The sequence below is a fragment of the Nostoc sp. ChiVER01 genome, from assembly GCF_034531155.1.
In the GTDB taxonomy this organism is placed as follows: Bacteria; Cyanobacteriota; Cyanobacteriia; order Cyanobacteriales; family Nostocaceae; genus Nostoc.
The window spans coordinates 66,533-83,980 of sequence record NZ_JAVRBS010000008.1; the positions used below are offsets into that span (position 1 = coordinate 66,533).

Genomic DNA, 17,448 nt, shown 5'->3' on the forward strand with positions numbered 1-17,448 from the left:
TCAGCCTGTTAATGCCTGAAAACGTGTATGCGCCCTGGAATAATATCCAGGGTCTTTTTTTATTAAAACTCAGATAAGTCAAAAATAGACTCTCATCGGAATAGAGGTAAATTGACTCTTTGAGTTATTTCCCAAGGAGAGCCAGTGGTATATCAGCTTTTAGAATATTTAGATCAAGTTTATAGCAAGATGAAGTAAAGCAAGCGCTCAGTCTGAATTCATCTTGGTGTAGTCCCAATACTTGTCGGGTTTTGGAGAAAAGAGCGCAGTTAAGACTAGCTCAACAAATAGCCGCAGCTGCAATGCTCAAGCATAGAGCCAAGTAGCCAAAGCCGACCTTGCGAAAGCCGCTAGTAGTTCGCCAAGGAAACTTGGCGGGGTAAAGGGCAAGGGGAAAGATGTTTACTCCTTTAACCTTTAACCTTTCCCCAATTCCTGCGCCCTCACTTAGCATTTTTGGGTTGGCAGACTACTAATCGTCCTGTGATTGATGTGCAGGTTGAAGCAGAAATGGTAGAGGTTGTAACGCGGTTGAGTTCGGTGTTGACGTTTAAGGTGTAGCCCCTGAATAAAAAGCCCCTGGTCAACACCAGGGGTATCCATCTTTATTCCCTGATATTAGAATCGCATCTATAGAGCCATTGTAAATCCAAATCATGCAATTAGTGCATAACCTTGATGGTTATTTTGCAATCAACCCAACCTACGATTATCTGACTATTACGAATTACTTGTTGTACCAAGCTTTTCGCCACTGTTGCATTTCTTTAATTTCTATCTCTTGGGCTTTAACAATTTCTTGGGCTAATTTCTTGATTTCAGGGCGCTTAGACTTACTTAAGGCATCCTGCGCCATTGTTACAGCCCCTTCGTGGTGAGGAATCATCGCATTGATAAAGCGCAGATCAAATTCTGCATCGGCTGCACCTAAATTCTGACTCATCATCATAGTTTTCATTTGATCGGGCGACATTTCCATCATGTGGCCCATTTGGCTATTGTAAGCCATTGGTTTATCTCCCGCCTTGGGATACCAAGCTTGTCGCCACTGCTTCATCTGAGTAATTTCTTGATTTTGCGATTTGATGATATTGTCTGCTAGTTTTTTGATTTCAGGACGTTTTGATTTCTGCTGTGCAACATTCGCCATTTCCACAGCGCCTTGATGGTGCGGAATCATCGCGTCGATAAATCGTAAATCAAAATTTGCATCGGCTGGGCCTAAATCCATTCCCATACTGTGATTCATACTTCCACCATGATTCATCATCTGCTTATCGTTAGCATTGGTGACAGTTTCCTTTAGGGCTTGGCTTTGGTTTTGGGAAGCAGTATTGGTACATCCTGTGATTAACCCACCGGCTGAAGCGATCGCAGTCAAGGTTAACACCAAAAACCCATTCCTCAAAGATAGCAGTTGCATAAATCTCACCTAACAATTTCCCAATTCTAATCTAATCAAATTGCTAGACTGAAATCTAAAGATCCCCGACTTCTTAAAGAAGTCGGGGATCTGGTTGGTCATTTATCAGTCAAAGTTGTGTAAGCTTCATTAACTAAGTGCATTTTCTCTTGTGCTTGTTTTAGCAGTTGCGGCTGATTAACAAACAAATCTGGATGCCATTTTTTTACTAAAGTTCGATAAGCCTGCTTTATCTCAGCCAAAGAAGCATTTGTTTGCAATCCTAAAATGCTGTAGGCGCGAGTAATCTTATCTTTTTCCGTCTGGGTTTTTGATTGGTTGGGTGTTTTGTTGCTTTGAGCTGTATTTTGCTGTTTGCCAGTTTGAGAACCAGGCGATGTCTGACGAGAAGCCTTAGGGCTACGCATCTCTGCTTTCATTCGCGCTATTTCCTCATTGAGTTCCCACTCACGAAATTTCGCCTCCACTTCTTCTTTCCGTGGAGAAGGAGAAACTTTTGGCGGTGGTGGAGAAACAGATTTTACCTTTGTCTGAGTATTCTTAGCACTATTTTCCTGTTGTTGCTTAACACTAGTATCTTTTTGAGAAAAACTTTGAACTCTCTCTGGCTGTGGTGAATATTTTCTATTAGTATTATTGGATTTGGGTATTTCTTTATAAGGTTGATGATTTGAGGACATTTTTACTTTCTCTAACTCTTGCAACAACTGATTAAAGCCGTTTTGTAACTGTTGCAAACTTTCACGCTTTTTAGTAATTTCTAGCGGTTCTTGACTAAACTCAAAACAAATTACTTTTTCTGCTTTTTGTTCATATTCATTCAAAATAGATAACCCTTGGCTACTGAAGCTAGATAAATAATCTTCAATTGCAGTTATACAAAGTTTAGCAACTTCTTGGTGATAAGATTCCTTTGCTAATTGATCGTCTTGTTTTTGGATATTCTTGTTTAGCAAATAAGAAATACTCCCGACGACAGCAGCACCCACTGGGCCACCTAATAACCAACCAATACCACCACCAACAGCAATAGAACCAGGTTCACTCAAATTATCAGTATTGCTTGGCTTTGATGGTAATATTACTTGTGGTTCGCTAGGAAAGGGAATTATTAAATCTTGCGGTCGTTCTTCTTGGAAAAATTCGTAAGCTTGATAAAGCCATTTTACCGTAGCAAATTGTAATTGAGTCAGGTCTTTTTTAAGAATATTTATTTGCCAATCTTTAAATTTATTTTCTGCCAATGCGACTGCTGCATCAGCTTGATATTTTGTGAGTAGCTTGGGTAATGCTAGCCAATCGCGTAATTCTCCTACGCTAGTAGAAAAACCTTTATAAATTAATTCGGCTGCTTTGCGTTTAATTTCAATTTTGCTATGTTCTTTCTCATCAAAGGATTTTATTTCAAGAGCAATTGGGTCAATTTTAGCTTTTAATGAGTATTGGATTTGAGAAGCGATCGCTTGCACTCTTGGCAAACGCACACTACCACGATTTGGTTGCAAAATTCCTACAATATTTTGCAAAGCTGTTTCAAAAGCCGCTAAACCGCTACTATTAGCAGCAGCAACATCACCTTTTAATCTAGCTCTTAAAGCAGGTAAAGCATCAACACGATATAAATTACTAAAACCTGGAGGTAATTCGGCTCGAAAGCTCTCTGCAACAAACAGCAGGCGATTTTGGACTTGTTTTTGCTCGTCAGGTTCGAGTAGATTAAGAAAATTGGCAACAAAAATAACTGTTTTAATTCCGCGATCTAATAGCCAATCTCGTAAGTTTTCCCGCTCACCTAAAGTCATTAACTTACGTGCATCTAATAATTGTATAACTAAATCTGCACCTAAAAGTTGTTCTCGAACTAAATTATCTTGTTCATCTCTATCATTGGTTCCCGGTAAATCGAGAAATTCTACACCTGTTTCTAAGAAAGGATGCGGACAAAAAAGTTCTACAGAAGCTACATCTTTTCGCATCTGTCTATTGCCATCAAGAATTGCAAATTGTTGTAAAACTTCTGTGCCACTGCGATAAATTTCTGTACCGTCTACCAACATAATGCGAGTCCGCACATCAGAACCATACTTGACAGTAATTGCCGCACCTGTGGTGGGAATTAAATCAATTGGTAAGGTACGATTCCCTAACATGGCATTAAGTAAAGTAGATTTGCCATGATTAAAAGGGCCAAATACCGCAATCCGAAAGCTAGGATTAACGAGATGATTGCAAATGGTAATTATATCTTGATGCAGTTGCGATTTGCGTTCTAAATGTAGTAATGCAGATGCAGATTTGAGAGAATCTGCTAAATTCTTATAACTTTCATACTGTTGTTGCATAATTCCTCGTTTCCAGTCTTTCCCTGGTAATGCAATTACCTCACATTCTTATAGTTATAGGAGGCAGTAGCCCTCCCAGTAGGTATTCCCAGCTTCTAGCTGGAAACGAGAGTAATGAGATTTATCAACTATAATAAGCTAATAAATTGCTATACGCTGCCTCGATTTTTTGCAACTGAGCTATTACATCTTCTTGCAATTTTTTTAAACGGTTGAACTCACTCTCACGATTGATTTCACGGCTTTGTTTCTGTTTGACTAGATTATCTAATTCAGATTTGCGAGAGAGAATATCATCGTTAATCCGCTTACCCACTTCTCTTTCATAAGAGTCAAAACATTCTTTTACAGCATTGTATACAACCTGAGATTGTTCATGTGCAACTTGGGGTAGATGTTTAACTAACTCTTTCTTTGCCGTTTTAACTAACTCTTTCCGGGCTTGATCTGCTTGCAAAAATCCGACTCCTAAACCTAGCAGTGCAAACCCGATGGGGCCAAGAAAAATACCTGTCACTGCTGTAATTATCCCGCCAATACCAATTACAGTAAAGTAGTTTAACAAGATATTTTTCCAATCAAATCCGGCTCCTGCTAGTGCGAAACCAGCAAGATTCCCTTTAGACAGTGATAACAATCCCATTGCCCATTTTGCCCAGCCGGGAGAGTTATCTTCTTCAGCTGTAGTAGTAGTATTTAGTTTGACATTTTGTCCGGTGAGCTTTTCTGTGATTTGATCTGTAACTTGACTGTAAGACGCGCCATATTGTGAAGCACTGCGAGAAAGTTCTTTAAAAGCGGCATTGATATCTTTTTCAGCAGTTAATGTCCAAGCAGCAGATTTGTCAGTGATATATTGCTCAAAGGCTTTTTGCAGTGCAGTGTTAAATGCTTCTCGTTTACCACTACTGAGAAAATCAAACAAATTTAATTCCGGCTGATAGCGTAAGAAATCAGTTTCAAAAGTATCACCTAAATTTAAAACGTAGCCGCGAAAAGATTCGGAAATCGTTCTTGCTTGAGTGTCTCTGGTATTGATAATTTCTTTTTGGAATTCATCTCGAATACCTGTGAGTTTATTAAACTCTGGTTCTACTGAATCGATCCGTTTTTTTAATTCATTTACATCTTGGTCAAGTAATGGTATACGTCTAGCAACTGCTTCGCGGGTATGATTGCAGGCAAGTCTAGCTAAGGTTCTGACTTGACGGAGTTCTGCGATCGCACGTTCTCTGGTAAGAAAAGTATTAAGGGCTTCCATAAACTTTGGAAAGCCAGTCCCGTCTAGATCAGCTTGGGGATTCTTTAACCGTCGTCTGAGTGCTTGAATTGACGAAAGCTCAAACACTCGTTCGTCATAAATATTCTGGCCTTCTACAGTACAATATTCTGCTAAGTTCGCGTTAAATACTTGGCGTAATCTATTCTCAGATGCTTGTAATTCTTCTACATCATCAGGATCAATCAATGATTCTCGCACCTGATCCCAAGCATTAACTAAGAAGAAAACCGTCAATCCTCGACCTTTAATATAATTTTCTAGGTAGCGACGCTCACCCAAGGTGCAAGGTTGAGAAGCTCTCATCACAAACAAAATTGCATGGCAGTTATTTACATAACCTAAAGATAATTCGTTTCGCGCTTCTGTATCATTCAATCCCGGACTATCGACAATTTCAATTCCTTTTTCTAATAGCGTTAAAGGATACTCAACTACTGCATAATCAACATCAGGAAATGCTTGTTTTTTCTCCTGCTCTAGTTTTTTAGCTTCAGCCGGATCAATGGTATATTTATATTTAAAGTTTTGAAAGTCTAACTGTTGTGGGCTTTTTCCATCATTAAAATGAATAGTAACTTTCTTTTCTGGGCCATAGCGTAAAACTGTTAAGACTGCGGTACAAGGGTTAACATCGCTTGGTAATAAGTTTTCCCCAATTAAGGCGTTGAGAAACGTACTTTTTCCGCGTTTCATATCGCCTAAGACTAAAAGGCGAAATACACCTTGGTGGAGATTTTTACTAGCTACTGTAATATCTTCAATATCTCGCTCCAAACTGAGTTTTCCTGATGAAGAGTCTCCAGCCAACTCAGCTTGATTAATTGTTTGGGCTAGTTTAGTTAAACATACAGAAATCTCCGATCGCACTTGAGCAACCCGCTCTAAATCTTGGATAAATCTGTCAGTTGCTACTTGATCAGTCATAACAATACACCTTAATTAAAGATTGGTTTTTTTAGATTCAAAAAATAATTTGTAAGACATCCACCCCAGCGTACCAACAATAATAAACCCAGCTAACACTGAAGCTATTCTCACTGCGACTAGTGCTACCACACCAAGAGCAAAAAGCTTTCCACCCAAAATTACTTTATTCATCCAAGGTTTTTGGGAATTTTCTGGTTGATGCTTTACAGTTTGATGAAAAGCCGCATCGGTAGCATGGATATTACTTTCCATTTCCCGCAGTCGCAATTCAACTTCTCGTTCTCGTAATATACGTTCTCGGTGTTCAAGTTCTTTTTCGCGGTTACTTTCAGATGTCATCGGTATCCACCCTAATACTTGTTGGTTAAGGGGAAAAGGAAAAAGGGAAAGGGGAAAGAAAAAACCTTTAACCTTTTCCCAAAACCCAATTCCGAGTTAAAAATGCTTAACAGAGCAGTATTGGTATCCATCCCGTCTAAGACAATGAAAAGATATCAGCATTTACTCGTTAATCATGCTGTATCGTAACTTACGTACATATTTAAAAACCACAGTAAAATTACTATTTAAATTTTCATTACCTACTAAACTTATAGAGTTAGCTACCACAAAATGTACCTGCTTTCCAGAATCAAAGCGAAGTGTTTAACAGTCCGAGCGTGCGATACCTGCGGCGGTTTACGCTTACACAATAGGCATCATTCACTGTAATAAATGATGCCTAATTTCTGTTGGTTACGCCGTCTGTTTAGAAGTTGCTTTTAAGTCTGCGGTCGATTTTAACCGGGTGATGGTAGCTTTACGAATGCGATCGCTTTTGCGTGTCCCGCCTGTCATTTCGTATTCCCGGCTGTCTTTGCCATACTTCAATGCTACACCACTAACCAAGCGTTCTGAAGTTTCCCGAATGCTCTTTTCAAGGGTTTCTATTTTTGCCTTTGCTGAGTCAATGGAAGTTAGCATCATATTATACTCGTCAATCTGGTTGCGGAGTTGCCCGATTAACTGGGTTAAATGCTTTAAACTAATTGAATCACCAAAGTCAAGGCTGGAATCAATCGATTTAAATCCGATTACTCTCTGTTCGGTTTTTTCTAGCACAGGAGAGGTTCTTTTTTGGCGTGGCATCAATGTATACCTTTTACTAACCTTTACCTTTCTAGAGTGGCTCAATGGGATAATGTAGTGGTTCAGTAAACCTTGCAGAAATAAGTATTGTTTCTAATAAGATTAGATGGCTGGCTCAGTAATTACACGAGAGTGAATAACAAATCGTTAAGAAAAAACTTGCGTTCTGAACGAATGAACTTGCGTTCTGAACGAACGGACTTGTGTTCTGAACGAACGGACTTGTGTTCTGGACGAATGAACTTGTGTTCTGAACGAACGGACTTGTGTTCTGAACGAACGGACTTGTGTTCTGGACGAACGGACTTGTGTTCTGAACGAATGAACTTGTGTTCTGAACGAATGAACTTGTATTCTGAACGAACGGACTTGTGTTCTGAACGAATATAACAACAGCAAAGAGTTGCTGTCCTGATTTTATAGTTGAACTGCGATCGCATCAATGCAGTATCTCGCCAATCACGCGATTTGTACTAGCTAATCAGCGATCGCGGCAACGAATATTACCGATAATTTCGGGAAAAAGGTGATAATACGGTGAAGGTTACTCTGGAAACTCCTGCTGTCAGCCATGCCTCTAAACTTCACCTTCGCCCTCAGTCAACAGCAAACTTTTGAACTGCGCTGTGATTATGGCTCACGTCGCCTGGATAAAACGGAGTTGGCAGCGCTGATTGATTTATGTGAGCAAAATTACTATGCTCAACAAAGAGATCATCTACCTTATCTCACCCAGTTGGGACGGCAACTTTATCAATGGCTGGATGGTAAAGAAGGATGGCTGAGAAAGGCGCTGGATGAGGCGGATGAGCAAACGATTAATCTAGATTTGATTCAAACCAGCGAAGCGCAGGGGTTGAACCCCCAAACAGAACGGGTGGCGTTGGGATTGGCACATTTGCCTTGGGAATTGCTACATGATGGTGCAGGGTTTTTAATAGAACACCAGAATCTTTCCGTTTTACCAGTGCGTTCTGTGCAGCAGCGTCAAACCCAAGTGATTGGCGTGCAAAATCGCCCGTTGCGTTTGCTGTTTATGGCGACTTCTCCTGAAGATCCCAGAGTTCCACCACTAGGGTTTGAGCGGGAAGAAGCGAACATTTTGCAAGCAACTAAGGATCAGCCTTTGGCGTTGGTTGTCGAGGAAAGTGGCTCGGTTGCAGAGTTAGCCAATTTGGTGAAATCCTACCCAGAAGACTATTTTGATGTCTTTCACCTCACGGGACACGGGATCATTTATACCCAACAAAGCTACAGCTATTTGCTCTCAACAGGTACAAAACTGGCAGACAATACCCCCTGCTTCATCACTGAGGATGAGGTGGGGAATATGCAACTTACTACCGTCAATGATTTAGCAAAAGCCTTTCGTGGACGCTGGCCGCGTGTAACTTTTCTCTCTGGTTGTCATACGGGACAGGTTCTTAACAAGGGGACAGTACCCTCGATGGCGCAAGCGTTGGTGAAGGCGGGGGCAGGTATAGTTTTAGGCTGGGCGCGTCCGGTGTATGACAACACAGGTATTGTAGCGGCACAGGCACTTTATCAAGCTTTGGCGACGGGGGCAACTGTTGAAGAAGCAGTCAAGGCGGCGCAGAAGGAAATGATTGAGAAAGAATGCACCGACTGGCATCTGTTGCGGATGTATCGGGATACGCGCCCCATTGCAGAACTGGTAACACCTCTGAGAACAATAAATCGTGAAAAGCTGAAGTTTACACCGTCAGAGCAAGAATTTCTTGATGAGAATAATCTAGTTAAAGTTGCCAGTCGGTCTGAGTTTGTCGGACGCAGACGACCTTTGCAACGCTGTCTTAAGGCATTGCAAGAAAGCAGCGACCAAATCGGCGTGTTTATTGCAGGGATGGGTGGACTAGGCAAAAGTAGTCTGGCGGCGCGGTTATGTACGCGGGTACAGATGCAGCGTTCTAATTTTGCGCGAGTCGTGGTGATTGGGCCTTTGGATGAGATAGGTTTACTGACTAAGCTTTCTAGTAAGTTTGAGCGGTTTGCAGATGTTCCCGCATTTTTGAACGAACCAAAGGTGTCTCTTAAAGGACGGTTGCAAAACTTTTTTGAAGCAATAGAAAAAGAACACAATCAACCTTTGCTGTTGGTGCTGGATGACTTTGAGCAAAATATCCCCGTTAAAGATGGCTCATTGCGGATGACGGCAGAAGCTTACGAGATTTTAGGGGCGATTTGTGGGGCGTTGGAGGAAAATGGGGCAGAAAGTCGGCTGATTGTCACCTGTCGTTATTTGAAAGAAGACACCTTGCCACCTCATCGCCTGCACTTAGAATCTTTGGCAGGGATGAGCAGCAGTGATATTGATAAAATCTGCTTTCCTTTAGATAAAGAAGTTAGGCAGCAGTTAAGAACTCAGAGGATTATCCACATTGCTGATGGTAATCCCCGCTTGTTGAAGTGGCTGTTAGAGGTGATTCAGAAACCAGGAATAGCGGCGGATGAATTATTGAATCGGCTGGAGGCGACTGAGCAGAAATTCCGTGAAGATATTTTGGCACAAACTCTGCTGGATACTTTGGAACCGGAAGAACGAAAGTTTCTCGCACGGTTGAGTGTGTTTCACCTGCCCGTGACGGAGGAGATTGTGAGGGCTATTTCTTCGACTTCCCACCCTAACGCCTGGGACTCGAAGTCCCAGGCTAATAGCGAAAGTCCTCTGAAGAGGACTGAGGATTTAGGGGAGGGAATTTCTAGTCCGCTTGAGCGGACTTCAGCTATGAGCCAGGAAATTGATTTCCTGGCGTTTGTGGACAAGCTAAGTGGCCTCAGCTTGGTTGAGTCTGCTACCACTCACCCCGCCCAGCCAGCTAATTATCGAGTGACGACAATTTTAGAATCGCTGCTAGAAACAGTGTTGATTCAGGAAGAATGGCAAGCAGTGCGACAGCAAGCGGTGAGGGAAATCCATAAAGTTTGGGGGGAGGAGAATGACAACCGCACAGAAGCAGAAAGACTGGAAATTGTACGTTTGGGACTACTGGCGCAAGAGCAGGAAATTGCTGTTAGCGTTGGAGATAGGATTACAAGCTATTGGGTGAACGATTCGCGCTTTGTGGAAGCTTTGGAGTTATGTAAGCAAGTTCTGGCAGTTTTTCAGGATTACCGCATCTTGGGAACCATTGCCCGTGCCGAAACGGTTTTGGGTTTTGTGCAAGAGGCTGTTACTCATTATCAGCAAGCTTTAGACCTTTGCCCTGAAGAGGAATTGCAAGGTAAAGCCACTACCCTCAACAACATGGCAGAGGTATTCGCCGACCAAGGGGACATCCCAAAAGCGATTGCACTTTACGAGCAATCCTTGAAAATATCTGAGCAGATTGGCGATGTCCAAGGTAAAGCCACTACCCTCAACAACATGGCACTGGTATTCGCTCAACAAGGGGACATCCCAAAAGCGATTGCACTTTACGAGCAATCCTTGGAAATATCTGAGCAGATAGGCAATGTCAAAGGTAAAGCCGCTACCCTCAACAACATGGCATTGGTATTCGCCCAACAAGGGGATATCCCAAAAGCGATCGCACTTTACGAGCAAAATTTAGAAATAACTGAGCAGATTGGCGATGTCCAAGGTAAAGCCACTACCCTCAACAACATGGCACTGGTAATCGCCGACCAAGGGGACATCCCAAAAGCGCTCGCACTGTATGAGCAATCCTTGGAAATAACTGAGCAGATTGGCGATGTCCAAGGTAAAGCCACTACCCTCAACAACATGGCACAGGTATTCGCCCAACAAGGGGACATCCAAAAAGCGATTGCACTTTACGAGCAAAACTTAGAAATAACTGAGCAGATTGGCGATGTCAAACTTAAAGCCACTACCCTTAACAACATGGCACTGCAATTCGCCCAACAAGGGGACATCCCAAAAGCGCTCGCACTTTACGAGCAATCCTTGGAAATAAAGGAGCAGATTGGCGATGTCCAAGGTAAAGCCGCTACCCTCAACAACATGGCACTGCAATTCGCCCAACAAGGGGACATCCCAAAAGCGCTCGCACTTTACGAGCAAAACTTGGAAATATCTGAGCAGATTGGCGATGTCAAAGGTAAAGCCACTACCCTTAACAACATGGCACTGGTATTCGCCCAACAAGGGGACATCCCAAAAGCGCTCGCACTTTGGGAGCAATCCTTGGAAATATCTGAGCAGATTGGCGATGTCAAAGGTAAAGCCGCTACCCTCAACAACATGGCACTGCAATTCGCCCAACAAGGGGACATCCCAAAAGCGATCGCACTCTGGGAGCAGGTTGTTTTCACATTTGCACAAATAAGTGCATACAGTAATTTGGTAAGAGTTCTGGGTAATTTAGGCGTAACGGATGAAAGTAACGGTTTAGTTTACCTAGCTCAAGCAACCTGGTTGACGCTGAGAATTCAAACACTTTTAGTAGATACCATTCAGTTAATCCGTGTTTTATATAATAAAGTGCCTCAAGGAGATGAACTAGAAGCCGTGTTAGGAGCAACGGCTATGTTCTTTTGCAACAGCCAAGGTGAAGGTCATCCGCAGTTCGAGGAACTTCAAGAGCGTAGTGTCGAGATTATATTAGGTGCGGCAAATGCCCAAGGAATTGAAACAGAGGAAGCGTTTGGTAATTGGTTTACTCAGCAACGGCTCAATGATCCAGAATATTTTCTCCCCCGACTCAATCAACGCCTAGAGGAGATTGTCGGCGATGGATGGTTGTTTGACCGTAATCAGGTTGTGGGGGAGTGAGGGAGTGCGAATATCTCGGCTCAATACCGGGTTGGGTGGTCATAATTTACACAAGACTGTAAGGATTCATAATTTTAACTGGTGTCAGTTTAAAATCATCAACATTACGGGTAACTAAAGTTAATTTATGATGATGTGCTGTTGCGGCAATTAGACTATCCATTACAGCTAATTTTTTACCTTTCAATTCGGCATTTGTAGAAAATTTTGCCCAATTATCTAAAATATCATCGGTTAGCGGTAAAATATGAGAAGTAAATTCAATTTATACTCTTTGCAGCCATATTTTTAGTTTTTGATATCGTTCAGGTTGTGAGTCTTGGATCTTATAAATCCCTTTTTTTATTTCAGCGATAGTAATACTACTTAAAAATAGTTGTTCAATCGGTTGCTGATTAAACCATTGACTAACTTGGGGGTTGGGAGCTTTTTTAACAAACTCAGACATTACACAGGTGTCTATTAGATAAGTCATAGTTCAAAATTCCTACCTGTGTCTCTATCACGTTCAAACAACGAGGCGATATCATCTTCAGCAGATTCGTCGTCTATAAAACGTAGTCGCTCAAATAAAGGCAGTTCTTTTTTTTGCTGCTGCAAGTAATTAGATAATATTTTAATGACTGCTTCCTGTGGATTTTTATAGTGACTGACTGCGATAATTTCATTAATTAGTTCATCATCTATTGTGATAATGGTCATCGCTTTGTCCTCGGTTGTGTAAAATACAATTTATGCAATCTGAATAATTTTTTTAAGCTTATTGCATACTTATAGAAAAGATTCTTCACGCATACACTCTGCTGTAAAAGCAAATACTGCCCTTAATGCTTCTGGAGTTAGAGTAGGATAGTTTTCTAGCACTTGTTGTTCTGTCCATCCCGCAGCAAACAAACCTAATAAGAACTCTACAGATAAACGAGTTCCTTTCACAGTCGGCTTACCCAACAGAATTTTAGGATCTGAATGAATGTACTGTTGCTAGTCCATAGTTTGTACTCCGACTAAACTACAGCTATTGTTGCACAGTATGATTTTTGTTGAGCAACGCGAAAATGTGAGATCATCGCTTTTTGAAGCAGGGGGAGCAGGGGGAGCAGGGAGAGTAAAGAGAGAATTTAGTAACATGCGCTACTATAAATACTTCAAAATACACTTAATTTATTTTTCCTCCCCTGCCTCCCCTGCTTGCCCACCTCACAAAATCGCATTGCTCCCGATTTTTGTTGAGTTGGTGAGGGGAAATGCGATCGCGCTACTCTTAAATTAATTGACGACAATATAATCAGTTTATGCAATCCCTAAATATCACACTGCCAGATGCGATCGCTAATGCTCTCAGTGCTTACATCGGCGATCAAGAAGTTTCCGTACCTGCTAACGCTATCGTAGAAAATGCCCTCGAAGAATTCCTCAGCCAACGTGGTTATTTACCTCCACAAAAGCAAGGTTTACACCTCACTCCTGCACCCAAGGGAAGCGGATTTAAAGATACGTCAGTAAATCACGATAAAATTCTAGCTGAACAAACGTTTTTGCAGTCATTGCCACCAAACACACCTTGAGAGCCGTAATTGCTGACACTGGGCCTTTATATGCTGCTGTAGATATAGACGACCAATATCATGAGCGCTCCCAAGCCGAACTACAACGTATAAATACAGAAAATTTAATAATCCTAGTTCCCTTTCCTGTTTACCTGGAAACATATAATCTTTTGCTATATCGTCTCGGAACTGAACAAGCGATTAGCTTTGCTAGACAATGTATAGGAGCAGTTCATTTCGTCAATCCTTCACAAGAACAATATATGGCAGCAGTTGAAAAAGCTACAAGTTTTCCAGATCAACGGATTACCGTCTGCGATGCTGTCACTGCCGTTTTGTCAGAAGAAATGAAGCTACCAGTGTGGACGTATGACTTTCATTTTGATCTGATGCTGGTTCAGGTATGGCGGTAAACAACTATGATTATTGTTGGATTGCTCAGAGATGAAATGCGATCGCGTTACTCTAAAACTAATCGCTAACAATATAACCAGCTTATGCAATCCCTAAATATCACACTGCCAGATGCGATCGCTAATGCTCTCAGTGCTTACATCGACAGCATATTTTGAAATATATCTAGCTCATACCATTTCAATTAATGATTGCAACCTATCTTTGGGTAAAGACGCGATGAATCGCATCTCTACAAGTGGTCTATTTGTCGTATTCTTTTTTCAAATTGGTATCACCTCTATTGTTTTTGGCGAGTTTCCAGTAGCATAAATCTCCCACATGGCAAAATAGGCTTGTTCTAAATTACGGGTAAAGCGTGATGTATCAAATAGAGGATAAGTAGTACGATTCTGGGCTAATCTCTGTCTGAGTTCTTGCAATGCTGTAGGGGAATGACCTAAATGTATTGCCAATTGCTCATATTGTTCTAAGTTATTAGTGATTAAGTCTGGTAAACCAACTGCCCTCAGTAAACTAGCCCCAACACGAGAAGAAAAGGTGGTTCCGATACAGGTGAGAACTGGTAAACCTGCCCATAAAGCATCACTAGCAGTAGTGTAAGCATTATAATATAGAGTATCTAGAAATAAGTCTGCTAATTGATGTCTTGCTAAATGTTCTGCTTTGGGGTGATATTGGGCAAAAATTAAGCGATCGCTATCAATTCCCCGCGCTTCGGCTTCTCTTCTAAGGTTATCCTCAGCAGCAGGAAATCTTACAAGTAACCACAGCACACTTTCTGGAACTGCGGCGAGAATTCTCATCCAAACATCGAAAATTTGCGGTTCAATTTTATAGTTGTGATTGAAGCAGCAAAAGACAAAACCCGACTCTGGTAAACCATACTGAGAACGAGTTACAGGGGTAGAAGCGATCGCTTGTTGATGATCGTTGACTTGATAACTGTGGGGTAAGGTGACTAACTTCTCGCTGAAACCATCAGCAAATTCTGGCGGTGTGACTACTGGATCGCTAATAATATAATCGATAAAGTCAGCACCCATCGTTCCAGGATAGCCCAAATAACTGACCTGAATGGGAGCAGGCCGCAAAGCCAAAATAGCACTGCGAGAACCAGCAGTGTAACCTTTGAGATCGATTAATATATGAATGCCATCTGCATAAATTTGGCGGGCGGCTTCTTCTATAGATAAATTAGTAATATCTTGGAAGTGTTCGCAGTTAGTAGCAATGTATTGGCGGTATTCGCTATTGTCATCTGCACTGAAAGAGTAAGCAAATATCTCAAAATTAGCTTGATTATGCAGATTAAATAAGCTTTTCATCAAATGACTAGTAGCATGGTTGCGGAAATCATTAGATAAATAACCTATGCGTAGCCGCCCATTCAAGGAACGGGAATGAGTAAAATTCAGAGATTGCTTTTCACTTGCCCATTGTGTTTTAATATTTTCTCCATGAGTTTGAGCTATTTTTAGCAAAAAAGTCCTGTCCCAAGGCTTGTATAAGCTATCGAAGGGGCTAATTGTTGTCGGTTTTGCTTTTTCAACCTCAGAGAGAGTTTGTTCCTGAATGCGGGTTAAATCAGACTGACGCATCTGCCAATCGCAAGTGGCTTCTTTGAGGTAAAACAAGTAATTGAATGCTTCAGCCGAGTCTGGTTGTAGTTGTAAAACCTTTTCAAATGTTACCCTGGCTTCATCTACTTGACCTAGAGTAACCATCGCTAAAGATAACAACGCTGACCCTAAGCGGATATAAGCTTTAATATAGTCTGGGTTGTGGCCAATAGCAGAACGATAACAAGCGATCGCACCTTCTAATTTCTCTTGCGCCTCTAAGACTATGCCCAGATTTAGATAAGCTTCTGGATAATCGGGATTTTTCTGTAAAGCCTCTTGAAACTTAGCAGCAGCAGCTGATAGCTTACCTTGCATTTGCCAAATTAGACCAAGATTATTGTGAGCAAAAGCATAGTTCGGGTTGCTGAGAATTGCAGACTCAAAATAAGCGATCGCTTTTTCTAAATTTTTCTCGGCTACTTCCACAATACCCAAATTATTGTATGCTTCTGCATATTTCGGGTTAATTGTCAATGCTTGTTGATAAGCCAAAACAGCTTGGTGAGTTTGTCCTTGATTGTCCATAATTACCCCCAACTGATACCAAGCCGGAGCATATTGGGGATATTGGGCGATAATTTGTTCGTATGAAGCGATCGCTTCTGTAAATTGTAGTTGTTTTTGTAAGGCTAATGCGTGCTGATATTGTTCTACAACTGGGAATTGCTGCGCTTGTTTTGTCCATAAATCAGACCAGACTTGATTTTCAGTCGGGATTGCAGAGATGATATTATGGTTATCTGTGTCACCAGCAAATGGCAGATTTCCTCCAAGTAAAGGAGAACGGGGGTCGAGGGTAATTAACTGCTGAATCTCCTGAGTTTGGAATCCTAACGCTTGGGGGCAACGGACTCCTGGTAAAACCTGCACATCATAAAGTTCTGTCACTTCTCCTTCTAGACGTAGCCAGTGGACAAGTTCGCCAGTTTTTAAGTCAATGACCATTAACCCACAATGGGGTTCAGCATTTTTGCTGTGGAGATTCTCATCTAGTTTTAAACCAGAAAAAGTTTTGTCACGGGGTTTAGATAAACCGACAATGGCATAATTGCCACTAAATGCCAAACCACGCAGAAAACCCGGACAAAAAGTCACGGCTTGAAATTTGCCATCAGCGTTAATATAGCCAAATTCTCCGGTGCCAGCATTAAGCAACCACAACTTACCCTGATAAAATCGTGGGGCATGGGGCATAGATAAACCCGTAGCAATCACCTGATCAGATTGAATATCAATAATACAACCGCCGCCTTGTCGCTTGTCGCGCCAACCATCCACCACATCAGATTGACTGCACAGAGTGACATAGCGGGGTTTACCATCTACCATCGCTAAACCATTGAGGTGACAGCGATCTTCATTTACCAAACGAGAAATAAACTTAGGTTTCCATAAAGGAATGCAACTATGGCGATCGCTCACCGTCGCCAGACAATTTAATATAGTGCTGATAAAAATAATGCGTTCAGTATCAGCTTCTACTACCAAATCATGAATATCTAAATCCCCAGTAGTATAAGCAATCCGGGGAATATAAAGCTTGTCATAACCATAATAAAGTTGTCCGGGAGTCAGCACATTGTCTAACTGCCAGAGTTGCGATTTAGAACTGAGATAAATTCGTTCTGGGGTAGCATATAACCCCATTGCACGGTCAAAAACACGCTCAAATCCCGACAATTGTCCGTGGGCGTTCACCCCTAATAGCATCAGACGCGAACTTTGATAAGTAGTTAAAGCCAGGCTAATTTGCTGCAATTGCAACCAGTCAACGAAATGACGTGAGGTGAGCATTTCTACAGGGAGAGCAGCTTTAGCAGTGGATTGTACAATCATTAGCAAAAAAATTAACTTTTGACACTAGTAATAAACATTGCTAGAGTGTTGGGCGTTTAGTTATTAACTATACATACATACAAAATCAAGTCAATAGCTACATAAATTCATTAAAACATTTCTCACCCCTGCTCTTCGCCGCCGCAATTCTACTGGGAGCTTTAATAT

At 41.6% G+C, this 17,448-nt stretch carries 15 protein-coding genes; 3 read left to right on the forward strand and 12 right to left on the reverse strand.

What is annotated here, in order from left to right; all coding sequences use genetic code 11:
* Nucleotides 1-280: 280 nt before the first annotated feature.
* The 7 genes from RMY00_RS12820 to RMY00_RS12850 form a co-directional block, all read right to left on the reverse strand.
* Nucleotides 281-454, reverse strand: coding sequence for a hypothetical protein (locus tag RMY00_RS12820; RefSeq protein WP_322647912.1), 174 nt, complete (start codon nucleotides 452-454; stop codon nucleotides 281-283).
* Between the two features lie 273 nt (nucleotides 455-727).
* Nucleotides 728-1,423, reverse strand: a complete 696-nt coding sequence (locus RMY00_RS12825) for a DUF305 domain-containing protein (protein WP_322647913.1) — start codon at nucleotides 1,421-1,423, stop codon at nucleotides 728-730.
* A 98-nt stretch (nucleotides 1,424-1,521) separates the two neighbouring features.
* Nucleotides 1,522-3,765: a dynamin family protein gene (locus RMY00_RS12830; protein ID WP_322647914.1), complete on the reverse strand. Its 2,244-nt coding sequence runs from the start codon at nucleotides 3,763-3,765 to the stop codon at nucleotides 1,522-1,524.
* Between the two features lie 124 nt (nucleotides 3,766-3,889).
* Complete coding sequence (locus RMY00_RS12835; protein WP_322647915.1) at nucleotides 3,890-5,971, reverse strand: dynamin family protein; 2,082 nt, start codon at nucleotides 5,969-5,971, stop codon at nucleotides 3,890-3,892.
* A 15-nt stretch (nucleotides 5,972-5,986) separates the two neighbouring features.
* Nucleotides 5,987-6,313: a DUF3040 domain-containing protein gene (locus RMY00_RS12840; protein ID WP_322647916.1), complete on the reverse strand. Its 327-nt coding sequence runs from the start codon at nucleotides 6,311-6,313 to the stop codon at nucleotides 5,987-5,989.
* 396 nt (nucleotides 6,314-6,709) lie between these two features.
* A complete protein-coding gene (locus tag RMY00_RS12845; RefSeq protein WP_322647917.1) occupies nucleotides 6,710-7,102 on the reverse strand; it encodes a hypothetical protein in 393 nt (130 codons plus the stop codon).
* Nucleotides 7,103-7,224: 122 nt separating this feature from the next.
* Nucleotides 7,225-7,542, reverse strand: a complete 318-nt coding sequence (locus RMY00_RS12850) for a hypothetical protein (protein ID WP_322647918.1) — start codon at nucleotides 7,540-7,542, stop codon at nucleotides 7,225-7,227.
* Nucleotides 7,543-7,673: 131 nt separating this feature from the next.
* Between RMY00_RS12850 and RMY00_RS12855 the strand changes: the two genes are divergently transcribed.
* Nucleotides 7,674-11,858: a tetratricopeptide repeat protein gene (locus RMY00_RS12855; protein ID WP_322647919.1), complete on the forward strand. Its 4,185-nt coding sequence runs from the start codon at nucleotides 7,674-7,676 to the stop codon at nucleotides 11,856-11,858.
* 46 nt (nucleotides 11,859-11,904) lie between these two features.
* Here RMY00_RS12855 and RMY00_RS12860 read toward each other — a convergent pair whose 3' ends face one another.
* The 4 genes from RMY00_RS12860 to RMY00_RS12875 form a co-directional block, all read right to left on the reverse strand.
* The gene (locus RMY00_RS12860; protein ID WP_322648103.1) at nucleotides 11,905-12,123 is read right to left on the reverse strand and encodes a PIN domain-containing protein; all 219 of its coding nucleotides are present in this window, start codon (nucleotides 12,121-12,123) and stop codon (nucleotides 11,905-11,907) included.
* Nucleotides 12,124-12,333: a hypothetical protein gene (locus RMY00_RS12865; RefSeq protein ID WP_322647920.1), complete on the reverse strand. Its 210-nt coding sequence runs from the start codon at nucleotides 12,331-12,333 to the stop codon at nucleotides 12,124-12,126.
* Nucleotides 12,330-12,560 (reverse strand): type II toxin-antitoxin system VapB family antitoxin, encoded by a 231-nt coding sequence (locus RMY00_RS12870; protein WP_015131253.1) that lies wholly within the window; start codon nucleotides 12,558-12,560, stop codon nucleotides 12,330-12,332. Before RMY00_RS12870 ends, RMY00_RS12865 begins: the two co-directional genes overlap by 4 nt.
* A 69-nt stretch (nucleotides 12,561-12,629) precedes the next feature.
* Nucleotides 12,630-12,830 (reverse strand): DUF433 domain-containing protein, encoded by a 201-nt coding sequence (locus RMY00_RS12875; RefSeq protein ID WP_322648104.1) that lies wholly within the window; start codon nucleotides 12,828-12,830, stop codon nucleotides 12,630-12,632.
* 320 nt (nucleotides 12,831-13,150) lie between these two features.
* Here RMY00_RS12875 and RMY00_RS12880 point away from each other — a divergent pair, with 320 nt between their 5' ends.
* Entirely contained in the window at nucleotides 13,151-13,423 is a 273-nt protein-coding gene (locus tag RMY00_RS12880; protein WP_322647921.1) for a hypothetical protein, read from the forward strand.
* On the forward strand, nucleotides 13,420-13,818 hold the full coding sequence (locus tag RMY00_RS12885; RefSeq protein WP_322647922.1) for a type II toxin-antitoxin system VapC family toxin: 399 nt from the start codon (nucleotides 13,420-13,422) through the stop codon (nucleotides 13,816-13,818). Before RMY00_RS12880 ends, RMY00_RS12885 begins: the two co-directional genes overlap by 4 nt.
* A gap of 264 nt (nucleotides 13,819-14,082) precedes the next feature.
* Here RMY00_RS12885 and RMY00_RS12890 read toward each other — a convergent pair whose 3' ends face one another.
* Nucleotides 14,083-17,280, reverse strand: coding sequence for a TIGR03032 family protein (locus RMY00_RS12890; RefSeq protein ID WP_322647923.1), 3,198 nt, complete (start codon nucleotides 17,278-17,280; stop codon nucleotides 14,083-14,085).
* Nucleotides 17,281-17,448: the final 168 nt, after the last annotated feature.

Coding starts and splice junctions, on each gene's coding strand:
- RMY00_RS12820 (WP_322647912.1), bottom strand. CDS start 454: ATGCTAAGTGAGGGCGCAGGAATTGGGGAAAGGTTAAAGGTTAAAGGA.
- RMY00_RS12825 (WP_322647913.1), bottom strand. CDS start 1,423: ATGCAACTGCTATCTTTGAGGAATGGGTTTTTGGTGTTAACCTTGACT.
- RMY00_RS12830 (WP_322647914.1), bottom strand. CDS start 3,765: ATGCAACAACAGTATGAAAGTTATAAGAATTTAGCAGATTCTCTCAAA.
- RMY00_RS12835 (WP_322647915.1), bottom strand. CDS start 5,971: ATGACTGATCAAGTAGCAACTGACAGATTTATCCAAGATTTAGAGCGG.
- RMY00_RS12840 (WP_322647916.1), bottom strand. CDS start 6,313: ATGACATCTGAAAGTAACCGCGAAAAAGAACTTGAACACCGAGAACGT.
- RMY00_RS12845 (WP_322647917.1), bottom strand. CDS start 7,102: ATGCCACGCCAAAAAAGAACCTCTCCTGTGCTAGAAAAAACCGAACAG.
- RMY00_RS12850 (WP_322647918.1), bottom strand. CDS start 7,542: ATGCGATCGCAGTTCAACTATAAAATCAGGACAGCAACTCTTTGCTGT.
- RMY00_RS12855 (WP_322647919.1), top strand. CDS start 7,674: ATGCCTCTAAACTTCACCTTCGCCCTCAGTCAACAGCAAACTTTTGAA.
- RMY00_RS12865 (WP_322647920.1), bottom strand. CDS start 12,333: ATGACTTATCTAATAGACACCTGTGTAATGTCTGAGTTTGTTAAAAAA.
- RMY00_RS12870 (WP_015131253.1), bottom strand. CDS start 12,560: ATGACCATTATCACAATAGATGATGAACTAATTAATGAAATTATCGCA.
- RMY00_RS12880 (WP_322647921.1), top strand. CDS start 13,151: ATGCAATCCCTAAATATCACACTGCCAGATGCGATCGCTAATGCTCTC.
- RMY00_RS12890 (WP_322647923.1), bottom strand. CDS start 17,280: ATGATTGTACAATCCACTGCTAAAGCTGCTCTCCCTGTAGAAATGCTC.